This window comes from Gammaproteobacteria bacterium (assembly GCA_029881255.1).
GTDB lineage: Bacteria > Pseudomonadota > Gammaproteobacteria > S012-40 > S012-40 > JAOUMY01.
In genome coordinates this window covers 630,495-652,160 of the sequence record JAOUMY010000001.1, presented here as the reverse complement: position 1 = coordinate 652,160, position 21,666 = coordinate 630,495, and the positions used below count along the sequence as shown (strand labels likewise).

Annotated in this window: 21 protein-coding genes; 1 reads left to right on the top strand and 20 read right to left on the bottom strand. The window is 45.6% G+C overall.

The window, feature by feature from the left end:
• Positions 1-21: 21 nt before the first annotated feature.
• The 9 genes from OEZ43_03075 to phoB all read right to left on the bottom strand — a co-directional run bounded on the left by OEZ43_03075 (position 22) and on the right by phoB (position 9,995).
• On the bottom strand, positions 22-909 hold the full coding sequence (locus OEZ43_03075; GenBank protein MDH5544547.1) for a TraB/GumN family protein: 888 nt from the start codon (positions 907-909) through the stop codon (positions 22-24).
• Positions 909-1,625 (bottom strand): phosphate signaling complex protein PhoU, encoded by a 717-nt coding sequence (gene phoU / locus OEZ43_03070; GenBank protein ID MDH5544546.1) that lies wholly within the window; start codon positions 1,623-1,625, stop codon positions 909-911. The genes OEZ43_03075 and phoU overlap by 1 nt, the downstream gene beginning before the upstream one ends.
• A gap of 18 nt (positions 1,626-1,643) precedes the next feature.
• Positions 1,644-2,444, bottom strand: coding sequence for a phosphate ABC transporter ATP-binding protein PstB (pstB, locus tag OEZ43_03065; protein MDH5544545.1), 801 nt, complete (start codon positions 2,442-2,444; stop codon positions 1,644-1,646).
• Between the two features lie 44 nt (positions 2,445-2,488).
• On the bottom strand, positions 2,489-4,156 hold the full coding sequence (gene pstA, locus OEZ43_03060) for a phosphate ABC transporter permease PstA (GenBank protein MDH5544544.1): 1,668 nt from the start codon (positions 4,154-4,156) through the stop codon (positions 2,489-2,491).
• 9 nt (positions 4,157-4,165) lie between these two features.
• A complete protein-coding gene (locus tag OEZ43_03055) occupies positions 4,166-6,433 on the bottom strand; it encodes an ABC transporter permease subunit (GenBank protein ID MDH5544543.1) in 2,268 nt (755 codons plus the stop codon).
• Between the two features lie 43 nt (positions 6,434-6,476).
• Entirely contained in the window at positions 6,477-6,908 is a 432-nt protein-coding gene (locus tag OEZ43_03050; GenBank protein MDH5544542.1) for a hypothetical protein, read from the bottom strand.
• Between the two features lie 31 nt (positions 6,909-6,939).
• Complete coding sequence (locus OEZ43_03045) at positions 6,940-7,911, bottom strand: phosphate ABC transporter substrate-binding protein PstS family protein (protein MDH5544541.1); 972 nt, start codon at positions 7,909-7,911, stop codon at positions 6,940-6,942.
• A 75-nt stretch (positions 7,912-7,986) separates the two neighbouring features.
• Positions 7,987-9,303 (bottom strand): phosphate regulon sensor histidine kinase PhoR, encoded by a 1,317-nt coding sequence (gene phoR / locus OEZ43_03040; GenBank protein ID MDH5544540.1) that lies wholly within the window; start codon positions 9,301-9,303, stop codon positions 7,987-7,989.
• Positions 9,304-9,305: 2 nt separating this feature from the next.
• On the bottom strand, positions 9,306-9,995 hold the full coding sequence (gene phoB / locus OEZ43_03035) for a phosphate regulon transcriptional regulator PhoB (GenBank protein MDH5544539.1): 690 nt from the start codon (positions 9,993-9,995) through the stop codon (positions 9,306-9,308).
• Positions 9,996-10,150: 155 nt separating this feature from the next.
• Between phoB and OEZ43_03030 the strand changes: the two genes are divergently transcribed.
• Entirely contained in the window at positions 10,151-10,498 is a 348-nt protein-coding gene (locus OEZ43_03030; GenBank protein MDH5544538.1) for a Rieske (2Fe-2S) protein, read from the top strand.
• Between the two features lie 15 nt (positions 10,499-10,513).
• On the opposite strand, the gene OEZ43_03025 is transcribed toward OEZ43_03030, so the two are convergent.
• The 11 genes from OEZ43_03025 to OEZ43_02975 all read right to left on the bottom strand — a co-directional run bounded on the left by OEZ43_03025 (position 10,514) and on the right by OEZ43_02975 (position 21,666).
• Complete coding sequence (locus tag OEZ43_03025) at positions 10,514-11,209, bottom strand: M48 family metallopeptidase (protein MDH5544537.1); 696 nt, start codon at positions 11,207-11,209, stop codon at positions 10,514-10,516.
• Between the two features lie 63 nt (positions 11,210-11,272).
• The gene (locus OEZ43_03020) at positions 11,273-12,382 is read right to left on the bottom strand and encodes a hypothetical protein (GenBank protein ID MDH5544536.1); all 1,110 of its coding nucleotides are present in this window, start codon (positions 12,380-12,382) and stop codon (positions 11,273-11,275) included.
• Positions 12,383-12,453: 71 nt separating this feature from the next.
• Positions 12,454-13,047, bottom strand: coding sequence for a hypothetical protein (locus OEZ43_03015; GenBank protein MDH5544535.1), 594 nt, complete (start codon positions 13,045-13,047; stop codon positions 12,454-12,456).
• Positions 13,048-13,133: 86 nt separating this feature from the next.
• The gene (locus OEZ43_03010; GenBank protein MDH5544534.1) at positions 13,134-14,861 is read right to left on the bottom strand and encodes a BatD family protein; all 1,728 of its coding nucleotides are present in this window, start codon (positions 14,859-14,861) and stop codon (positions 13,134-13,136) included.
• Complete coding sequence (locus OEZ43_03005; protein ID MDH5544533.1) at positions 14,861-16,720, bottom strand: VWA domain-containing protein; 1,860 nt, start codon at positions 16,718-16,720, stop codon at positions 14,861-14,863. The genes OEZ43_03010 and OEZ43_03005 overlap by 1 nt, the downstream gene beginning before the upstream one ends.
• Positions 16,713-17,741: a VWA domain-containing protein gene (locus OEZ43_03000; protein ID MDH5544532.1), complete on the bottom strand. Its 1,029-nt coding sequence runs from the start codon at positions 17,739-17,741 to the stop codon at positions 16,713-16,715. The genes OEZ43_03005 and OEZ43_03000 overlap by 8 nt, the downstream gene beginning before the upstream one ends.
• Positions 17,738-18,205: a DUF4381 domain-containing protein gene (locus tag OEZ43_02995; GenBank protein MDH5544531.1), complete on the bottom strand. Its 468-nt coding sequence runs from the start codon at positions 18,203-18,205 to the stop codon at positions 17,738-17,740. The genes OEZ43_03000 and OEZ43_02995 overlap by 4 nt, the downstream gene beginning before the upstream one ends.
• A complete protein-coding gene (locus OEZ43_02990) occupies positions 18,202-19,143 on the bottom strand; it encodes a DUF58 domain-containing protein (GenBank protein ID MDH5544530.1) in 942 nt (313 codons plus the stop codon). Before OEZ43_02990 ends, OEZ43_02995 begins: the two co-directional genes overlap by 4 nt.
• Before the next feature lie 13 nt (positions 19,144-19,156).
• On the bottom strand, positions 19,157-20,128 hold the full coding sequence (locus tag OEZ43_02985; protein ID MDH5544529.1) for a MoxR family ATPase: 972 nt from the start codon (positions 20,126-20,128) through the stop codon (positions 19,157-19,159).
• Positions 20,129-20,278: 150 nt separating this feature from the next.
• The gene (locus OEZ43_02980) at positions 20,279-20,833 is read right to left on the bottom strand and encodes a DJ-1/PfpI family protein (GenBank protein ID MDH5544528.1); all 555 of its coding nucleotides are present in this window, start codon (positions 20,831-20,833) and stop codon (positions 20,279-20,281) included.
• Positions 20,788-21,666, bottom strand: coding sequence for a divergent polysaccharide deacetylase family protein (locus OEZ43_02975; GenBank protein MDH5544527.1), 879 nt, complete (start codon positions 21,664-21,666; stop codon positions 20,788-20,790). Before OEZ43_02975 ends, OEZ43_02980 begins: the two co-directional genes overlap by 46 nt.

The window sequence follows — 21,666 nt, the reverse complement described above, 5'->3', positions numbered from 1 at the left end:
GTGACTAAGTCGGTGCAAACGCTAGTAGACAGGAGTAACCTGGAAACCTGCATCACGTAGCTGAGCAATTAAACCTGTATCACCGGGCAAGTGCAAAGCACCCACTGCAACAAAGTACTTTTGATTAGGCAGCAATGATATCAAGCGGGAAAACATACGCTGGTTTCGGTCGTCTATCAGACGCCGACGAAAGGTATGCGCAAGCTCAGGGGACATCTCTTCAAGAAATTCTTCATTCAGTTCGCTCAGTCGATTTAGGTCACGTGACAAATAGCGCTCTACGGTATCTTGCAGCGCTTTTTCAAAGTCTTTTGCCTTGCCCAAAGACCCTTCTAATAACTGAACCTGGGTCGACATATCCATGTCATCAAAGGTCGAGATCTGTTCCTGAATAGTCTCCAGACCTAACACTTCTTTCCCGTCACCTAGTGCACGCTGGTACAGACTGATATCGAGATAGATTCCGGTTTTGGACTCGGGCATATTCATCAAGGTAAACGCTGCCCAAGGCTTCATTCGCGAAACACGAACTTCATCCAAACCGCGAACACTCATCAAATTTAGCGTTTGCTCGTAGACAGTGGCTGACAATAAATCGCTTAAGCGTGTGCCGTCCTGGAAAAACATACTGGTGACGGCGTATTGACGACTCTCGTCAGAGAAGTTGATCTCTAAAACCAGGCTTGAAGCAGAGTTGAACGCAAATTCCACTTCCGAAGAAAGCGCCAACACTCTTGGATCCTCCGAGTGCATGGTGCCGAATAAATAGGAAACAGGAATACCCTTCCCTTCAACTCGCCACAGCAGGCCGGTATCGGAGGCTAGTTCGTTCCGCGGCAGTATGCCGCAAGATACCAGCAGTAATAGAACCGGCAACAAAAATATTGCACGGCGTGAGATTTTCAACATCAGCTTCCGTGAACGGTATTTTCCATTTGTTCAACGCTAATATGCCTGACGTCTTTACCCTTTACCAGATATATAATGTATTCACAGATATTTGAAACTCGGTCACCTATACGCTCTAACGCACGTGTCGCCCAGATGACTTCCAGAATTTTAGGTATCGCGCGTGTATCTTCCATCATATATGTCATCAGCTGACGCATAATACCTTCGTATTCGCCGTCTACATTGCTATCTTCGTTCCACACGCGCATTGCAGCCTCGGCATCCATACGCGCGAACGCATCGAGCGCATCATGTAACATGCGGCGTACGCGCTGCCCCATGTTATCCCATGCGGTAATCGGCAACTGCAGACTGGGGTTATTCATGACGTCCAGTGCCATACGACCAATCCGTTCTGATTCATCACCAATACGTTCCAAATCGGTGATCGTTTTGATAACGGCAATGACCAGGCGCAAGTCACTTGCAGTAGGCTGTCGCCGTGCAATTACCTGTACCGATTCTTCATCTATTTCGACTTCCATGGCGTTGACTTTGTAGTCGCTTTCTACCACCTTTTCAGCAGCTTCTTTGTCACTTTCCACCATCGCCTTAATAGCAAGAATGAGCTGCTGTTCAACCAAACCGCCCATGCTCAAAACGCGATTGCGAATATCTTCCAGTTCAGCGTTAAACTGCTTGGAAATGTGGTGACTGATGCTTTCTTTGTCCATCACTGACTCCAGGAATTGTTAACCGTAACGTCCCGTAATATAGTCTTCGGTACGTTTTTTCTTTGGGTTAGTAAACAGGGTATTCGTATCTGAGTATTCAATCAACTCACCCATATACATAAAAGCCGTAAAATCTGACACCCGTGCGGCTTGTTGCATATTATGTGTAACGATCACGATGGTAAAACGATCTTTCAATTCATAAATCAGCTCTTCGATCTTTAAGGTCGATATAGGATCTAGTGCGGAAGCAGGTTCATCAAGCAACAAAACTTCCGGCTCAATGGCGATAGCACGGGCAATTACCAGACGCTGCTGCTGTCCACCAGATAATCCCATGGCACTGTCATGCAGGCGATCCTTAACTTCTTCCCACAATGCCGCGCCTTTCAGAGATTTTTCAACGACCTCGTCCAACATTCTTCGACTTTTTATGCCCTGCAAACGCAAACCGTAGGCGACATTTTCATATATCGACTTTGGAAACGGATTTGGTTTTTGAAAAACCATGCCGACACGTCGGCGTAACTCCGAAATATTGATGTCTTTGGCATATATATCTTCATTATCAATCTTGATTGAACCGTCAATACGAACGCCATCCACCAGATCATTCATGCGATTCAAGGTACGCAACAACGTAGACTTGCCACAACCACTCGGGCCTATAAACGCGGTAACTTTATGACGCGGAATCGCGAGATTAATATCGTGGAGCGCATGTTTTTCACCGTAGTATAGATTGAGGTTCTTAATATCAATACATGTATCTGTCTTAGAACCGTCCGATGCTTTAGCTCCGCGACCAAGCGTTTCCATGTTAATTGCATGTGTGCGTATAGCCTGACTCATAAAATACCTATTTATTGATCAAAGGATTTGTATTTCTCGCGCAGATGATTACGGATGGCGATAGCTGCGAGATTCAACAAAATAATTACCATTACCAACAAGAATGCCGTTGCATACACCAGCGGACGCGCCGCCTCAACGTTGGGACTTTGAAAGCCCACATCGTAAATATGAAACCCGAGATGCATGAATTTTCTATCCAGGTGCAAAAAGGGAAAATTGCCATCAAGCGGTAAAGATGGGGCAAGCTTCACGACACCAACCAACATAAGAGGAGCAACCTCACCAGCTGCGCGTGCAATGGCTAGTATTAAACCCGTCATCATTGCCGGACTGGCCATCGGCAGTATCGTACGCCACAAAGTCTCCCACTTGGTCGCACCCAAGGCCAGACTGCCTTCACGTATATTGCGCGGGATACGCGATAGACCTTCTTCCGTAGCAACTATCACAACGGGTACAGTCAGAATCGCCAGTGTTAGCGATGCCCAGAAAATACCCGGCGTACCAAAGGTCGGCGCGGGCAGCGATTCAGGAAAGAAAAGTTGATCGATGTTTCCACCGAGGAAATAGACGAAGAATCCCAGACCGAAAACGCCATAAACAATCGAAGGCACCCCTGCAAGATTGTTTACCGCAATACGTATGGTTCTGGTCAAAGGCCCTTGAGTCGCGTATTCCCGCAAATAAACTGCTGCGACAACACCAAAAGGCGTCACGAAGAAAGACATGATGATAACCATCATCACAGTGCCAAATATAGCGGGAAAAATTCCACCTTCAGTATTGGCTTCGCGTGGCTCGCCTGAAACAAATTCCCATAAACTGGCAAAATAGTGGCCTAGCTTATCAAACAAGCCAAAATCATTCGGTCGCCACACTCTAACCAGTTTGGAGACGGGTATTTCAATCTGTTGTCCGCCAGCGATGGTGGCCAACAAACTGTCGCGCCCGATATCTTTGTACAGGCCAGCGAGTTTGCTTTGTAGGGATTCGTATTCCTGGTTTAATGTTGTTCTTTCAGCATCAAGTTCAGCTTTAATTTCTTCAGTAAGTGAACCATTCAGTTCATGCTTTCGCTGCTTTAGTCTAATGCGCTCCAGGGAATAGTTAATAGCGCCAATTTCGGATTTTTCTACTTTATGAATCTCCTCGGCAATGACTGTAGCGCGAACCAGTCTCTCACCAAGCGCCTGCCAAGCACCAGCACCGGAGGCGACTGGCTTACCGGATTCTCTTACTTCCTGTAGATTTCCATAGAAATTTCCCCACTCGGTTCGCTCTGCAATCATTGCCTCCGTAGATTGCTTGCGAGAGATAATCTGTGTTTCGTTTAGCCACTTAAAATCCATGCCGTAGACATCTCGATTACCGATCTTAATCAGGAAACGCGTAATCTCCGTCACTCCGGCAGGAACGGGTTCACCTGCCTCTCTTAAACGTGCAGAACTGACAATTTCAGTGTCATATATTTCGCCGACAATCTCGCTCGTTGTACCGTCATTATTTCGGTAGTCGAATTGATAAACTTCTGAGGGCCAGAAGTAGCTCAGACCGCGCACGGCAATTAGCATTAACAAACCGACGACCATAATCATACTGATGGCGACAGCACCCGCAGTCAGCCAGATCCAGGGATCACCCGAACGGTACCAGTGTTTTATATTGACTTTCTTCATCACCAACACCTAGATCGAACTGTATTTTTCGCGCAGACGCTGACGCACCAGCTCTGCCAGGGTATTAAAGAGAAATGTAAAGACAAACAGAACCAACGCCGCGAGAAAGAGTATGCGGTAATGTGAACTGGCAACTTCGGATTCTGGCATTTCCACTGCGATGTTTGCAGAAAGCGTACGCATGCCCTGAAAAATGCTCATGTCCATAACCGGCGTATTCCCTGTTGCCATTAACACAATCATGGTTTCTCCCACAGCCCTTCCGAAACCAATCATAACGCCAGAAAAAATGCCTGGACTTGCCGTAGGAAGTACAACTCGCACCAGTGTCTGCCAAGGCGTCGCACCCAAAGCCAGTGAACCGTTGGTTAAGTGCTTTGGGACGCTAAAAATTGCGTCTTCGGCAATGGAGAATATGGTTGGTATAACTGCAAACCCCATAGCAAGCCCGACAACTAAAGAATTTCGCTGATCGAAATCAATACCCAGTTCGGACTTCATCCATGACGGCATGCTTCCATCGAATAGCACGCTTTCCATACCGGGACTCACTAGTATCGCCAACCAGCTCAACAATAGAATGAGGGGAATAAGCAGGATCGGCATCCATCCGTCTGGCACAGAATTTCGAATTTGTCCCGGCAATGTTGACCACAGCAATGAAAAAAGAATAATTCCAAGAGGTATCAATACGACCAGGGCAAATACAGCAGGTAGATGCTCCTCTAAAAATGGCGCCAGCCATAATCCTGCAAGAAATCCAAGAATAACCGTCGGAAGCGCTTCCATAATTTCTATTGTTGGCTTAACGCTTTGGCGGAGCTTTGGTGCCATAAAATAGGCTGCGTAGATTGCACCGAGTATTGACAATGGCATAGCCAGCAGCATCGCATAAAATGCGGCTTTTAACGTACCAAATGAAATAGGTACCAGGCTGAACTTCGGTTCAAAATCATTACTCGCTGCGGATGACTGCCAAACAAACTCGGGCTCACTATATCCTTCATACCAGACTTTTTCCCAAAGTGAGTGCCACGAGACTTCCGGGTGTTCGTTGTGAACACGCCAGCTCATCACCTCACCGTTACTCGTCTCTGCAATGAGAAAATTGGCTCTAGGTGCAAAACTCGCGTTAACAAATTCCTTATCCGATAAGCGCTCCGTTAACAAAACTCGCTGCGCGGTGGTATGAATAAGACTAGCATTGCCGTCTTCAGAAAAGGCGACAAAGCTCTTGCGGAAATATTCAGGTGCGAGTTTGACAGAACTACGTGACTCCATCTCGAAGTCTCTAATCCGAGTCAACCCTTTAACATTATTCTCATTTCGAACAGCAAACCACTGCGAAATGTTGCCATTGTCATTTGCGATTAACAAAGAAACTGAGCCCGCGAGATAGCGCATGTCTGTAACGCGCGCGCCGTCCGAGACGTCAACCTGCTCGACTACACCGGGTTCTTCTTTGTCTCGAATGTCAAAGCGATACAGGATTTTGTCATCACTGAGTACCGAAAGAACATCCTGGGTTTTATTCAAGAGCAGGCGGGAAAAATCGCCTTCAACGTTCTCAATCAATCCCGATGTTTTAGAATAGGAAACTTCAGAGTCAAAAAGAGATTCTTCTTTTTCGAAACCCGCCACCATCAGCTGGCCATCGGACAATGTCGCTGCAACGGTAAAGCCTTCCTCGCCACTTTGGATGGCGATTAAACGTACCGCGTCCTCTACGTCATCAATTAGCGGCAGAGGCTCCTCCCCGCTAAGATGTTCAAGCGATGGCTTCGCGGTGCGAACATTACCAGGATAGCTAATTTTGTAGGCAATCTTACCAGCATAAAAACTACCATTGTCGAAACCAACGACAAACTCACCCAGCGTCGGATCACCTCGCTCGATCACCGAGATTGACGCACCTTCGGGAGTCGGTATTTCAAGCGTTTCTCTAATTTCGCCCGATTTAGTATCGAAAAATATCAACTGGCCAGTGTCAGTTATGCGCAATGCCAGATCGGTTTGTTCTTCGACACTGTAAAAGACTGTCTTGCCGGAACCGGGTACGGGAAAGTGAGAAAACTGTTCAATTTTTGCTGAGGACAATAAAGGCAAAACCACCCAGAAAAGATAAAAGAAAATAAGCGTAATAGCGATAATGACGCCAACGCCACCAAACCCTATTCCGTAACGACAGAATTTATCCAATAAAATACGACGCTTATGACGACGAAGTGCTTCTACGCCAGAAGGAAGAAGTGATTGTGTATTTGTGGGTTTGTTCATGGCAGCAATATTATTACCGTCATGTTACAGAAATGTTACAGATCTAGTCTGAGGATGACAGCATACGTATTCCCGCTACCATGCTCTTGATACGGCGATCAAATTCCTTAGAAATATTGTCACACCCTGATGCATCGTCTGAGATCCCTGCGGCCTGCAACAAAGCGTCATCAAGTGTCCACTTTTTTCGACTAGTCGTCTGCGGAATTTTGAATTCCGAGGATATTTCGACGCCACCGATCTCAACAATAAGGTCGGCCCAGTCCAAGTCTTCTTTTGCCAGACGACGATCTCGAGTTTGCGTAATTTCACTTAGACTCTGCTCCTCTTTCGTTTTGGTTTCACTCAACGGTAAAAAAACACCGCGTGAATCCAGGTACTCTGACGAGCTTTTAGCGCAAATTTCATGGGCAATTAGCGCAGCTCCGTTGGCGGCCAGAGAAACAAACAAAATACGTGGTTTTCGTTTATACATACTCTGGCCGCAACAATTACCGCTACTAGAATTACTTCAATTCCGCCGCCAACAGTTTTTCAACTGTTTTTGCGGGTAAAGGAATATAGCCATCTTTAATTACCACTTGTTGGCCGGTTTTGGATAAAACCATTTTGAGAAATTCCCTTTCCAAGGGAGGCAAAGGCTTATTCGGATGCTTATTCACATAAACATAGAGGAAACGTGATAGAGGATAGGTGCCGTTTACAGCATTGTCGGCAGTTGCGTCAACAAAGGGTTTACCCGGCTTCTTGCTCAACGGCAATGCGCGTACACCGGAGGTGCGATAACCAATGCCTGAATAACCGATACCATTTAAGGAAGAAGATACAGACTGTACAACAGAGGCTGAACCGGGTTGCTCATTCACTGTGTTTTTAAAATCGCCCTTACACAAGGCCTTTTGCTTAAAATAGCCATAGGTACCTGAAACAGAGTTACGACCGAATAGCTGTAGCGTACGGCTTCCCCAACTTCCGGTTAAACCCACGTCACCCCATGTCTGGAATGGCTTGTCGGCACCACATTTCAGGGTACTGGAAAATATCGCATCGACATCTTTGATACTTAGACCCTTGATTGGGTTATCTTTGTGGACATAAACCGCCAGGGCATCAATCGCAACCGGGATCGCCGTTGGTTTGTATCCGTGTCGTTTTTCAAAAGATTCGATTTCTTTGTCCTTCATTTTACGGCTCATAGGTCCAAGATTCGAAGTCCCTTCTGTTAGTGCCGGAGGAGCCGTCGAAGAACCCGCGGCCTGAATTTGTACGTTCACATTGGGATACAGGCGTTTAAATTCTTCCGCCCACAACGTCATCAAGTTCGCCAAGGTATCTGATCCAACACTGGAAATATTGCCGGATACACCACTTGCTTTGGAGTAGTTTGGAAGGCCTTCATCCACACTGCTTTGGGACATGGCCGAGGAAGCGAAAATCAGGCTAAGGAAAAATATACCTGACATGTACAAAGATCTCATATAAATGCTCCTGTAGATCAAATAAATCATTAGAGAACGAGTGTCGATCAGTCAGGTGACAATACTATTAAAGATTTATGACATTTTTGTGACATCGTCGCTGTCATTGAGAAACTGAGACTCTGGGAAAAAGACAGTAAACTTCGAACCTTTACCTACGTTACTTTCAATTTCCAGCCTTGCATTGTGGCGCATTAAAACATGTTTAACGATTGCCAGTCCAAGGCCTGTTCCACCCGTTTCTCTTGAACGACCTGTATCGATACGATAAAAACGCTCTGTAAGCCTCGGAATGTGTTGAGGCGCAATGCCTATACCACTGTCTTCAACCGAAATTTTAATACCGTCGATAGCATCCCTACAGGACAGAGATACTTTTCCGCCTACCGGTGTATATCGAACCGCATTAAACGCAAGATTTGAAATTGCGCTATACAATTCTCCGTGGTTACCCAGCACCAAGTGCTTGACATCCGAATTCAAGGAAACGATTTGATTCTTTTCCTTAGCCAGCTTTTGTGTCTCTAAATAAACCTCATTTAGTAGTGCAGCTATATCAACTTTTTCGGTATCGTTAAAGGTCGCGGAGTTTTCGAGTCGAGAAAGTACCAGCAGATCTTCAACGATGTTTTGCATGCGTAGCGTTTGCTCACGCATGGCTTGAATGGGCATCGAGTATCGTTTCAATTCCTCGCTATCGTCTTCTGCCAGGGCCTCAAGATAGCCGTTTACCACGGTTAAGGGCGTACGAAGTTCATGGGATGCGTTCGCAACGAAGTCTTTTCTAGCCTGTTCAAGACGATTAATTTTCGTCATATCTCTCGCCAGCATTAAACTTTGGTCTTTACCGTACGGTACAATACGAATACTCAAACTGATGAATTCGTTTTCAGGAGAACGAATTTGTAGCGTCTCATTAAACTCGTTCTTTTTTAAATACTTTGAAAATGCAGGAATACGTATAAGATTAGTAATTGGCTGTCCGATGTCGTGGGGAGTTCGAATTCCTAAAAGACGTTTTGATGAGTCATTACACCAATCGATAATATGGTCACGCTGCAGAATCACCACGCCATCGGGCAATGCAGCGGTAATCTGTCGAAAGCGTGACAACGCTGCAGCGAGCGTCTTTTTTTGCGCGTGATTACGCTTCTGATTGCGATGTAAATGATCATAAATCTTGCCCCATATACCATTCGCTTCGGGTACCTCCCTCTGACTACTGCCCATCCATTCTTCTAGACGGGTAATGCGTACAATATGGAATAGGGAAATGCCTATAGAAGTAAACAGCGCGAACAGCTGTGCCGCACCGAAAAGGCTGCCAATGAAAGCAGATAAGCCCAGAAGAAGAAAAAATCTGGTCAATTCAGTGACGGTATTGCGTGACAAACCTATACCTGTTTGGAAAAGCGATAGCCCGCGCCTCGGACAGTCTGGACATACTTGTCGTACCCTGAATTTCCCAGGGCTTTACGTAGTCGGCGAATATGCACATCGACAGTGCGTTCTTCAACATAGACGTTATTGCCCCAAACCCGGTCTAACAATTGACCGCGACTATACACTCTTTCGGGGTGGCTCAAAAGAAATTTGAAAAGCCGAAACTCTGTAGGTCCAAGCTCAATTAATTGCTTATCTATGGTAAGGCGATGCGCTTCAACATCGAGGACGAGGGCCTCGAACTCAAAGACCGTTGTCGTGGCAGAAGAGCCTCTACGGAGGACCGCTTTAATTCTTGCGCTTAACTCTCGTGGTGAAAAGGGTTTAGTCACATAGTCGTCTGCACCCGCTTCCAGGCCACGGATCTTATCATCTTCTTCACCTTTTGCTGTCAGCATAATAACTGGAATTTCTTTGCTGAATTCCTGTGACTTCAAATATCGCGCAAACTCGACACCAGACTCACCTGGAAGCATCCAATCTAAAACGATAAGATCAGGGGGATCATCAAGCACTATTTGACGCGCCTGCGCGGTATTTTCGACCATGCTTAAGCGAAAAACTTTGTGATCCAGGCTGAAATCGAGCATATCTCTGATAGCTGGCTCATCTTCTACAATCAATAAATGGATTTCTTTCATAGATGACACTTTTTATCTGAATTCGAATTAAGCCCTATCTATGTTACAGAAATATGACACACCGCTCATTTACATTTTGACCACCGTACTCTCTCAGCCCTATACACTCGCTTGTGTTAGAATTCGAGGATTAAATCACATATTTTGGAGAAATCATGGCTGATGTTTTGGTAGCAAATGAGTCTGACGTCCCGTTAAACACCCTGAAGGCTGTAGAAGCTTCCGGTGAAAAATACGTACTTTATCATCTTCCTGACGGTTTTTTTGCCACACAAGCCAAATGCCCCCATTTGGGTGCTCCTCTAGCCAAGGGAAAAATCGTTGGAGACGGCAAGATACAGTGTAAATTTCATCGTGCAGAATTCGATATTCGAGATGGCAAGGCCTGCAAATGGGCAAATTTTCCACCGGGCATACAAGCTCTAAACTTCATCAGGGGCGAAAAAGATCTCGCAACCTACACATGTAGTGTCAAAGATGGGAAAGTCTATATTTCCCTGTAATACGAATTGTCGATTTTATATAACTGCCCACATAGGGACGTAGCTATATGCATGGGAGAGTTGTTGCTCCAGATTTCGATAGTCTGGTTCGAAACTGGCAACAAGCTCCCAATATTTACGTGAGTGGTTTAAGTGGCGTGTATGGCATAACTCATGAAGCAAAAGATAGTCGAGCAAGTTTGGCGGTACAAAAAGAAGATTACGGTTCAGACTAATATTTCCTGTCGCAGTACAACTTCCCCAGCGGGTTCTTTGCCCTCGCACACTTACTTTTTTGTAAACAAGGCCGGTTTCTTGGCTTTTCTGTACCAGCCATGGCAATAGCACAGATTTTGATTTTTTTTGCATCCAATGTTTCAACTGGTCGGCTAACACAACTGTACCAGAATTTTCTACCAATAAACGGCCGGGATATTCGCAGATACGATTATTTTGCGAACATTTCGACTTTAATTCGACGATAAAACTTTCGTCCGTGGCCAACAAGGTAATCTGCTTCGGTTCCATTACATCAGCTTCAGCAGACACCTGGCGAGTTTGCCGTAATTTATCCAAGCGACTATCGATCCATTCGCGATGCTGTTGTACAAAACTTGACACACAAACATTGCGCATTCGTCGAGGAACAGTTACCACGATCTGACCATATGAAGTGATTTTCAAGCTCAGGTGCCGGGCACGGCTGCTTTCACGAATTTCTATGTGATGCATTGTCTTCCAAAGATAAAAAAAGGGTATCGATATGATACCCTTTTTAGCCAACTAGGAGAAAAGCTAATCCATCGGAACGATACTTTGATATTCCGCGCCTAAAAATTCTGAGATTGATAATTCAACACTTTCACTGCCCATAGTAATTGTAATCATACTGTCGGCAAATGAGACTGTAACGGCCTCAGAATTTAGTGTCATACTAAGCTCGGTAAGTGCACCAAGATTATTATCGTAGGCATAGTCAAACGTCATTTGTAAATCATCAACAACGATATGAGCATCAAGATCGCTGTCGTAATACTTTCCCTTAAAGTTTATATATTCAAATTCGTCATCGGCACTTTCAACATAGGTAACAGAAGCGTCCTCATAAAACAGCACATATTGCTGAATACTCTCTTCAGAAGCCGTTCGCGTTGCCATAGAATGCGCCCCTGGCACAACCACAAACGAACTGGTGACAAAGTCATTTGCGTCATAACTTCGATTGAATATCGCACTGAAGTGTTCAAACATAATTGACAATGGAAAGGTATTCACATACTGCGATTCGAAGTGTGCATCCACTTTCAATTCGGCAATTGGCGCGTCTACACCGGTCAGGGCATCCTGTTGGTGTGCAAAGTTGCTGAAATACAACGTCCCGGTTGTATTCGAAAGATCGGATTCTTCGCAATGTGATATCAGCTGTATCCACCCGTCGCCTTCCGATACCGTGCCACTGTTGTCTTTGTCATCAAGAAACACCGATGTCAAATTCTCCAGATTCTTGACGTCAACTTCGCTTGCGTCCAGTTCCTCACTATCACCTTCCGCTACACAGGTATTTGCATACAGAATTCTTGGTTTTCCCTTGGGTTTAAAAGCCGGCGCCAAACCAATCGTGCCTATACCTGATGAGGCGAGGAGATCCACTTCATCACTGTAGATAGCCATATGGTTAAGCAGTCGAAGGACGATTTTGCCCGATATGTCCTGAGCGTCTTCAATAGTACTAATTTCCAATTGCGGTGCGCCCAATAGCTCCGCATACGTCCCATGACTAGGCAGTTCCGGATGAAAAAGCGCAAGATCCATTGCACCAAGATTGGGTTCTTCAGCCTTATGAAAACAAGCAGACAGAATTAAGCCCGTAATAAAGATAAAAATAAATGAAGATATTTGCCGCATTTCAATAACTCATTTTTTGAACAACGGCCTGAATTTTATAGGAAAAAACTTATATCGAACTGAAATAGAGGCTATGCCGCCCTCGTCTGTTGACTAAAATTATCTTCCAGCTTTTCAGCAAGTTGGCTAGTAAAACGGTTGCTTTGACTATCAAACAGTAGTTCCCTCAAGGTATCTACAGCCAAAATATAATCATCAATATCCAGCTTTTCGATCTTGTCTTGTTCAGAATAGGCAAAGGCTTTTTTCACATCGGGATTCGGTGTAGGTAGCAAATCCAGCAGGGGTGAGAATCGCCACAGCAAACCACCTTTTGATTCAATGGCATGTATATATTCACGAATACGCATACGAACCGGGTATTCCATGCGGTTTCTGCTTAGCTGCCATACAAAGAAGCCGACGATAGTCGTTGGTATCATGATGACCCAAACCAATTTGGAAAAAAGGTCCAAGGGTAAGTTGTTGTTGCTCATTGCATAATAGGTCAGACTGAATGCAATGCCGTAGAGTGTGAATGCGGTAAGCAAGCCGTACAGCATCGCTTTTGGCTTGATGCGTTTCACTTCAAAACCCAGATCCAGCTGGATCAGGTCAAAACTGTCGTCGAATCGACGCAAAATCTCTTTTTTTTGGGCTCTGCGCGGCGATTTCTTTCCTGCCATGGCTATTCCTCAGTAACACGTAAAAAACCTGGGCATGATACCAATCCCAGGACAGCTAAAAAAGCGTTACGGGTTGGTACTTAGTCTCATACAGGATAAAGCTGTGGCAGTTTGGGTAAATTTTCACGATATTCAGACATCGGCATTTTCAGACTCGGCGCTATTTCATCCCAAAAGCGGTGCCCATCCCAGCGCTGTTCGCCTCGTGCGTACAACACCTGGTCCAATTCATCCAACAGCGCTTTGGCTCTATCAGACTCCAGACAGGACTTGATCTGGTGTAGGTTAGATGGGGCCACTTCGGGCCAATTTGCCTGAGACCATGCAATGAGTGCGTTACGCGTTTTGGCGGGACTGTTTTCCAAACAGGCGACCTTAATCGCTGCCTTTTTTTGCGCCGGGTTTGTCGCGTCGACTATCTTTCCATTATTGCTGGTAACTGTCGAAGGAATACCAATCGCACGTGAACGCCACCATAACCAGGCAGTGGTCAACCAACCTATTAGGTTAATCAAACTGACCCATACCCAAATTTCACTAACGCCGCCGGCAATAGGAAGTGTTTGTTGTTTTGCAGCTGACAGTCGAGGTTGAATTGCCGGTAGTTCTCCACCTGACTTGCTATTGTCGGCGCCCGAAGGTTTTACCTGAGGAGCTTGAACCTTGAGTTGACGGGCGGGGATTAGCGCTACTTCCTTTTTATTCTTCTGTGTATTCCACCACTCCAGTTTGATTTCAGGAAGCGTTATCAAACCATCTTGATTTGGCACAATGGCGATTTTTTGTTCTCGCAATCCAATCAAGGAATCACCACCGTCGAGATTTTCAACACGCGCCTGGTCTGGGTACTGTTTATATGCAGGGTGTTCAACTATGTTTATTTCTGGAAGTTGTGCGCCAGTCAAACCGACAGCCTCTATACGTATCGTTCTGGTCACCGGCTCCCCTGGCTTGAGTTGATCCAGTTTTTCTGACCACGTTTCCGTCAAGTCCAGTTTTCTGGAAGGAAGCCAGGCTCCATTTCCTGCTTCTGCAGGCTTAGGTTTAACTTGTATCGTGATCGATTTGCTACGTAGACGAATCGGGCGAAACGTAGGCTGATTAAAAAAACGATTAAAAGGATCTAATCCTCGGTTGTTCATCATCGATCGCATATCGACAATTTGCCCACTAAACACCATCGGGGGAATCGTCATATCGCCACTCGCCTGGGGAAATAAAGCGTAGCGACGTTCGGTAACCTGGTAAAGTTGGCCCCCGACCTGGCTTTGGTAGTTTTTGTCTTCACCAAGACGTTCGGTTACTACGTTATCAATCGTTGGCTGAGACAGACCCCCATCTCGTATATCTGCTGCGTGGTATAGCTTTACTGTATAAATCACTTGAGATTGCACATAGGCTTGTTTCGGATCTGCGTTCACTTCGACAAACACGGGATTCCCGTTTTGGGTGGAAGCTCTCGTTCCTGCTGCGTCAACCACCAGTTGCAAGCGTGCAGTCTTTTGCCCTCCCATTGTAATGGAGGGAATCACAAGCGTACCCGTTTGCTTAGGGCTAAGACTAACAATCCAGCGTTTATTCGAAGTCATTCGACCATTGATGATGTTTACCTGGCTTGAGGTAGAGGTACCTAAGACATCAAACAATGCCTCTAGAGGCGACAAATCCGGTTCTCCTTCATCTCCTTCGATGACTAACTGTACCGTTTCACCTTCTGTGATTTGCGTTCTATCCAGCATCGCTTTCGGTGCGGCCAGTGACACAGGTATGAAAATTAGATTGAAGATGAGGCCTATAATCAGTGAACGTCTCATTATTCTGATCTCCTCTGTGCATCTCGCATACGATGCTGAATGATAAATTTTTGTCTTAGTAAGCCACCGGGATCATCAGGAATGCGTCTCAACCATTGCTCCATCGCTTGAGACTCTTCGGTATAAGCCTCCTTGGAGTCCGTAGCCGCCACAGCTTGCTTCTCTTCTGCCATTTCCTGCTTATTCTCATCATCCTGTTTTGCTACTTGCGACTGTGTCTCCTGTTCCGCTTCCTCTTTTTTATCTTGCCCAGATTGAGCGGTTTGTTGCGACTCATTATCGGATGGTTCTTTTCCTTTTTCCCTGGCTTGCTGTTGTTGCTGAGATTGTTGACCTTTACTCTTATCAGACGATTGATCAGCATTGTTTTCTTGTTGATCGTTTTCGTTACCCTGTTGTCCATCAGCGCCTTGCTTTTCGTCCTGGTTTTGTTGTTCGTTATTTTGTTGCTCATCTCCCTGACCATTTTGTTGCTTGTTTTCTTGTTGATCGAGAAAGGATTGCAGCAAGTCTCGGTTATGCTGGGCGTCTTCGTGTTGTGGGCTACGTTTCAATACCTCGTCGTAGGTTTTGATAGCCTCTTCAATTTTCTGCAATTTGGCCAATGTATTGGCTCGATTGTATATATCTTCTACATCACCTTCTTTAGAGAAGCGTTCCAGAGCCTCAGCGAATTTATTATCTCGATACAGCGACGTTGCCTGCCAACGCGTATCTCCGAAAGTTTGTGCTGCATCGCGGTACTTCTTTTCATCAAACAATTGTTTGCCGCGTTGATCATCGTTTTTCCATAACATATCAAAGTCGGCTGCATACAGCGGATCGTAGGGCGCAATAGTAGCAACCAGCACAATGCTAAATAGCCAAGCCCTACGCATACTAAGCGCAACAATAATTACTACTAATGCGAGCAACCATGGCCCTTCTTCCCTCCATTGATCGCTCACTCTTTCATCCTGAGATTCTGAGAATCGCATATCAGTAGCACCTGGCTCTGTCATTAAAATTTTCAGATCGCTGTCGTCAATAGAAATTTCACTGTATCGACCGCCACTCAAATCAGCCATAGATTTCATCGACTGAGTGTCGAGACGAGGCATCAATATTGCGCCTTGAGAATTTTTTAGAAACCCCCCGTTTGTCGCCTCAATTGGCGCTCCTTTTTCTGTTCCAACAGCCAGAACATTGAGCTTAAATCCATCGTCCTGCAATCGACGTAAATTTGTATCGTCCTTAACAACACTATCACCAATAAGAATGATTTCGCCACGACTCAAATTCGCTTGTACAAGAAGGTCACGCGCCTGTTCTATAGCCGCATCGACATCGTCGCCCTGTACAGGAACAATATCGGTTGAGAGCGGAGGTACCATGGCTGCAATAGTTTGTGCATCATCTGTCAATGGAGAAACCACATAGGGAGACTGAGCAAAAACCACCAGGGCAGATTGACCTTCTTTACTCAAATTTAACAAATCTAAAAGTTTCAGTTTTGCCCGGGCGAGACGATTTGGCGCTACATCAGCCGCCAGCATGGATTCAGACAAATCAAGGACAAAGACTCTCGCTTGCTCAATTTTGAAGATCGGTTGTGGAAGTTTCTGCCACACTGGCCCAGCCAAAGCGAAAATACAGAGAATCCCAGCCACGAAAGAATACAGTCTTGGTAAACGACTGCTACTCTTTTTTTCTGCTTTACCCAAACCTAATGGTTCGAGAAATTTCGCATCGACGTAATCGTGCCAGTCGGTTTGAACAGTAATAAATCGGTTCCAATACACTATCGCTAACAACAATGGAATGATGGCGAAAAGCCAATATGGGCGAAGAAATTGAAAATTGTTCATAAATTCAGACATTGCTTCGTCCTGCTGTGTGAGAATTGTCCACACGCAAAAAAGCAATCACTCTCGATAAAAATATTCCAATGTACAAAATGGATGCTAGCGTCAGAAACCAGAAAAATATTTGTTTACGCGGACGAAACACTTCGCTATCTGATCGCATTGGTTCCAGTTCATCCAGTTGGGTGTATACGTCCTCCAGACCTTGCGTATCTCGCGCACGAAAATATTTCCCACCGGTTAGTTCGGCAATTTTTGTTAGCGTCGCCTCATCAAGATCAGATGAGGGATTCACAGTCCGGGAACCAAAAAACGAACTGATCTCCATCTTGTCCGCACCAACGCCTATTGTGTAGATCTTTAGGCCAGCTTCAGCTGCTAAACTGGCCGCCTGTTCTGGTGCTACTTCACCGGCGGTGTTTGCGCCATCGGTTAACAGGATCAATACTCGACTTTGTTCAGGTCTTTCTCTAAGGCGTTTCACCGCTAGGCCAATCGCATCACCAATTGCCGTTTCCTTTCCAGCCAGACCAATTACTGACTCATTCAACATATTTTGCACTGTTGTTAAATCAAATGTTAAAGGTGTTTGCACATAGGCGCGTTTGCCGAAGAGTATCAGTCCTATTCTGTCGCCCACTCTTCTTTCAATAAATTTACCCGCAACCTCTTTGACTATTGTTAGCCGATCGACTTGATCTCCATTGAGGCGGAAGTCAGGCACTTCCATACTGCCAGACAAATCGACCGCCATCATTAAATCCCGACCACTGATCGGAATTTCGATGGCTTCTCCAATCCAAGATGGTCTGGCAGTAGCTGTGATAAGAAGACACCATGCGAGTAAGGCAACGAAAAACTTCCATGGCCGTGATTTTTTTATCCTTACGTTCACATCTTGCGCTGTTAACCATTCTTGATAAAAAGGGGTTTTCAGCGCAGAAACCTCTTTAGTCTTGGTCTTGCGGGAAATCAACCACGTCAACACTGGCAGTGGAAGAAGAAAAAAGAAGTATGGCCATTCGAACTCTATCATTTCAGTTTATTCACCCACACTCGAAGCTCTTTCAAAAGGCTCTGTGCTTCAAAATCTTGGTTAGCTTGATAGGGTAATTCGGAAATAATTCGTCCAGCACCATTTTCAAACATTTTATATTTCGACAATTCATCCAGGCACTGCAACCAGGAAATACCAGTTAAGGAAGCGTTTGTTGCGGAATTCGCCGCAAGCGCCGTACGCCTCAGAAAAATGGAAATTTCCTGCAATAGTGAATTCTTATTTCTGTCTATTTCAAAGTCACGTAATAGACGTTCAAATTCTTTTTTTGCTATTGTGCGCAATACAGAGCTAGCCCGACGTTTCCACAGTTTCCAAGAAATCCAGGTAAATAACAGAATTAAAACCAGCAACCACCATCCCAGCGCCGGTGGCCACCAGGAAACTTGTTCTGGGGGATGAATATCACGCATTTTGGCTAAAACAGATGCCAGATCGTTCATCGTATAGCACTCTTAGAATTATGGTGGCGAACAGCCAGACCTTGCCTCAGTACTTCCGCCCATTCATCATCGGTGTAACAGACAAGTGAATGTATTCCGTGTCGCGAACATAAAGATTCGAACCTTTTGAGGCGAGATTCGTGCTGGGAACGCAGCTTAAATACTGAAGCCTTTGTTGAGGTGTCAATTGTGGCAGACTGTTTTCCATCCGATATGCGTAGCTGATTGTGCGCCGGCGGATTTCGTTCAAGATGATCGGCAATATTTATCGCTACAACATCACAATGGCGCGCGAGTGAATTTAATTGACGTTCAAAGTCTTCACTAATAGTTCGAAAATCGCTCAATATATAGACGAGGCTACCAGGTCTAATGAGGGATTTTGCTCGCCGAATCACCGCCTCGTCGTTAAAAGCTATGTTTGGATAGCTATCGGGAATTTTTTTGCTCCACAAAGAAATCATATTGATAAATCGGAGAAGACCTCGCTTTCCTGATAGCGGTTTGAGAAAGACCAGATCATCACTTCCGTAGAGAAGGCCACCAACACGATCTCCATGCCCAGTAGCCGCCCATGCCAACAATGCACTCAGGTAACACATCACTACCGATTTGAATGCTTGTCGCGTACCGAAAAACATGGATGGCTTAAAATCCAGAATAAAGAAAACCGGGCGTTCTCTTTCTTCGATATACAATTTAGTGTGGGGCGTTCCGGTACGGGCAGTTACACGCCAGTCTATCGAACGAATATCGTCACCAGGCTGGTATTCTCTGACCTCACTAAAATCGATACCTCTGCCGCGAAAAGGTGAGGCATAACCACCAGCAAGAGGTGAGGAAGATTTTTTTTCTGCTCGTTTGAAAATTTGACCCGCAAAAGCCTTTAGAGCAATTAATTCATCGACTTCCGCCCAGATTCCGTTACCACGTAACATTTACAAACCCGAATCAAGGCACTGGTACGCGGTTCAGAATTTCGCGTACCACTCTATCGGCATCGATACCCTCTGCCTCCGCTTCATATGTCAATAAAATCCGATGACGCATGACATCAGGCGCAATGGTTTGAATATCGTCGGGGGAAACAAAATCTCGTCCATTCAACCAGGCATGCGCACGCGCGCAACGATCAAGCGCGATGGTCGCACGGGGGCTAACGCCAAAACGAATCCATCGATGGAGATCATCACTCCAACGCTTTGCTTCCCTTGAGGCCATAACCAGTTGCACCAAATACTCCTCCAGGTTTTCAGCCATGTGGATCTCAAGAACTTCCTGACGCGCCTTAAACAAAATTTCCTGTGAAATGCGGTTATTTTCAACTTTCGGTTCATTGGTAATTAAATTCATCGATTGCTGTCGAACTAATCGCAAGATAGATTTTTCTGACTCTTTATCGGGAAAACCGATATTGATGTGCATGAGGAAACGATCAAGTTGAGCTTCCGGTAAAGGGTAGGTTCCCTCCTGCTCAATCGGGTTTTGGGTAGCCATTACCAAAAAGAGTTGTGGCAAGGGATAAGTTTCACCACCGACAGTAATTTGTCGCTCACCCATGGCCTCGAGCAGAGCCGATTGAACTTTTGCCGGTGCTCGGTTTATTTCGTCAGCAAGTAACAGATTGTGAAACAGTGGACCCTTTTGAAAAATAAAGCTGCCATCCTGTGGACGATAGATTTCAGTTCCCGTCAAATCTGCGGGCAAAAGGTCAGGCGTGAATTGAATGCGATGAAAATCTCCTTCCAGGCCCTGACTTAATTCTTTAATCGCCGTTGTTTTTGCCAAACCCGGCGCACCTTCTACCAGCAAGTGGCCATCTGCCAGAAGTGCTATAAACATCCTTTCCGTAAGATACTGTTGTCCAATAATTTTCTGATTTAGTAATTCCAGGTGAGATTTAAAAATTGCAGAAACTGTCATGCCTTGTTCCCTGATAAACAACTATTAAAGCAACTTGCTTTCAGCCCTAAACTGACTCTGAAATGTGCTTGAGTAAGCGAAATCTGCGCCGAATACAAACAAGCTCGCGACCGTGGTATATAGACCGGATTAACGCGGTGATGTTCCCGGCTACACGGGTCGTTGTAGATGAGATTCCACGTTATGACGGGTTTGTTCGCCCATCAAAAGCTCCACCAGATGGAGTGCGAAATCCATTGCCGTACCTGGACCTCGAGATGTTATCACATTGCCGTCGCTAACTATGGGGTCATGGCTATAGTTAAAGTTCTCGATATTGATCCCTTCTAGTGAACCCGGATAACTGGTCGCTGTTTTGCCATCCAACAGGCCAGCACTAGCCAATACCTTAGGCGCTGCACAAATAGCTGCGATAAACTTACCCGCATCGTAATGTCTTCTCAAAATATCGAGTATTCGCTTGTCTGCTGCGAGATTGTTACTCCCCGGTTGGCCACCGGGTAACACCACCATATCGAACAGTCTATCCCCAATCTGATCAATCGTCGTTTCCGGAACAACGCAAATATTGCGACTTGCCCGAACTGGCCCGTCTTTCAAACCAGCAGTCACGACATCAACCTGGGCACGGGTCAATAGATCCGTAATACTAATAGCTTCTAATTCTTCAAATCCTTCGGCAAGAGGGACAAGGACGCTCGCCATGTTGTATTCCTCCTTTTTCGAAATTCAATTAATTGACTGACCGGTACCAGTTGAAAGCCCTGGTGTGGCAACTCAGCCAGCATTCTATCCAGAAATTCCAATGTGTCGTTATGGGGATGCGCAATAGCCAATGCAGTACCGTGTTTCCTAGCGATTGCCAGCAAACGTGCAAATTGCATCGGCATGTCAGAAAAATTTCTATTGTGATCAAGAAAGACGTCCCGAGTCAGCGTCGGAATGGAATATTCGCGAGCAGTTTCGTACGCAACACTATCGGTAGTGGTAAAACTGTCGACAAAATAGACATCTTCAACTCGACTCAGTTCTTCCATTAACCAGCGCATCGGCACCGAGAAACGGGTAAGGCGGCTACCCATGTGGTTATTGATTCCCACAAAATGGGGCAAGGACTGCATATCATCATGCAAGGTTCGAACAAAAACTTCGCGCTCCATTTCCAGCTGCAAGCCCCCCGGCCCCATTGCTTCATCACCCATCGGTTCCATGGGCAAATGCAGCATAATTTCCTTGCGCTTTTTTTCGGCCAAACGTGCTAGCGCTAAAGAATATTGCGTGTGGGGTAAGAAAGAGTAAGTAAGCGCATAAGGAAGCAAGATGGCCCGCTCACCGTTTTCGAGGTTGTCGCCTATATCATCTATGACTATAGCGACTACCGGACGCGCAATCTGCCCGGTATTCAAACCTGAAGCTAACGCAGATAATGGAAAACCGAGCCACAAGAGTGCAAAACAAAAACCTATCGAAGCGATAACCACTTTGATAGGTTTCTGCCCATATAAACCCTGATCTTTGAAATATCGACTGATGTACAA

What these genes read in the sequence shown, in the direction of transcription:
- OEZ43_03075 (MDH5544547.1), bottom strand. Translation starts at nt 909, where the DNA reads ATGTTGAAAATCTCACGCCGTGCAATATTTTTGTTGCCGGTTCTATTA.
- phoU (MDH5544546.1), bottom strand. Translation starts at nt 1,625, where the DNA reads ATGGACAAAGAAAGCATCAGTCACCACATTTCCAAGCAGTTTAACGCT.
- pstB (MDH5544545.1), bottom strand. Translation starts at nt 2,444, where the DNA reads ATGGAAACGCTTGGTCGCGGAGCTAAAGCATCGGACGGTTCTAAGACA.
- pstA (MDH5544544.1), bottom strand. Translation starts at nt 4,156, where the DNA reads ATGAAGAAAGTCAATATAAAACACTGGTACCGTTCGGGTGATCCCTGG.
- OEZ43_03055 (MDH5544543.1), bottom strand. Translation starts at nt 6,433, where the DNA reads ATGAACAAACCCACAAATACACAATCACTTCTTCCTTCTGGCGTAGAA.
- OEZ43_03050 (MDH5544542.1), bottom strand. Translation starts at nt 6,908, where the DNA reads ATGTATAAACGAAAACCACGTATTTTGTTTGTTTCTCTGGCCGCCAAC.
- OEZ43_03045 (MDH5544541.1), bottom strand. Translation starts at nt 7,911, where the DNA reads ATGAGATCTTTGTACATGTCAGGTATATTTTTCCTTAGCCTGATTTTC.
- phoB (MDH5544539.1), bottom strand. Translation starts at nt 9,995, where the DNA reads ATGAAAGAAATCCATTTATTGATTGTAGAAGATGAGCCAGCTATCAGA.
- OEZ43_03030 (MDH5544538.1), top strand. Translation starts at nt 10,151, where the DNA reads ATGGCTGATGTTTTGGTAGCAAATGAGTCTGACGTCCCGTTAAACACC.
- OEZ43_03025 (MDH5544537.1), bottom strand. Translation starts at nt 11,209, where the DNA reads ATGCATCACATAGAAATTCGTGAAAGCAGCCGTGCCCGGCACCTGAGC.
- OEZ43_03020 (MDH5544536.1), bottom strand. Translation starts at nt 12,382, where the DNA reads ATGCGGCAAATATCTTCATTTATTTTTATCTTTATTACGGGCTTAATT.
- OEZ43_03015 (MDH5544535.1), bottom strand. Translation starts at nt 13,047, where the DNA reads ATGGCAGGAAAGAAATCGCCGCGCAGAGCCCAAAAAAAAGAGATTTTG.
- OEZ43_03010 (MDH5544534.1), bottom strand. Translation starts at nt 14,861, where the DNA reads ATGAGACGTTCACTGATTATAGGCCTCATCTTCAATCTAATTTTCATA.
- OEZ43_03005 (MDH5544533.1), bottom strand. Translation starts at nt 16,720, where the DNA reads ATGTCTGAATTTATGAACAATTTTCAATTTCTTCGCCCATATTGGCTT.
- OEZ43_03000 (MDH5544532.1), bottom strand. Translation starts at nt 17,741, where the DNA reads ATGATAGAGTTCGAATGGCCATACTTCTTTTTTCTTCTTCCACTGCCA.
- OEZ43_02995 (MDH5544531.1), bottom strand. Translation starts at nt 18,205, where the DNA reads ATGAACGATCTGGCATCTGTTTTAGCCAAAATGCGTGATATTCATCCC.
- OEZ43_02990 (MDH5544530.1), bottom strand. Translation starts at nt 19,143, where the DNA reads ATGTTACGTGGTAACGGAATCTGGGCGGAAGTCGATGAATTAATTGCT.
- OEZ43_02985 (MDH5544529.1), bottom strand. Translation starts at nt 20,128, where the DNA reads ATGACAGTTTCTGCAATTTTTAAATCTCACCTGGAATTACTAAATCAG.
- OEZ43_02980 (MDH5544528.1), bottom strand. Translation starts at nt 20,833, where the DNA reads ATGGCGAGCGTCCTTGTCCCTCTTGCCGAAGGATTTGAAGAATTAGAA.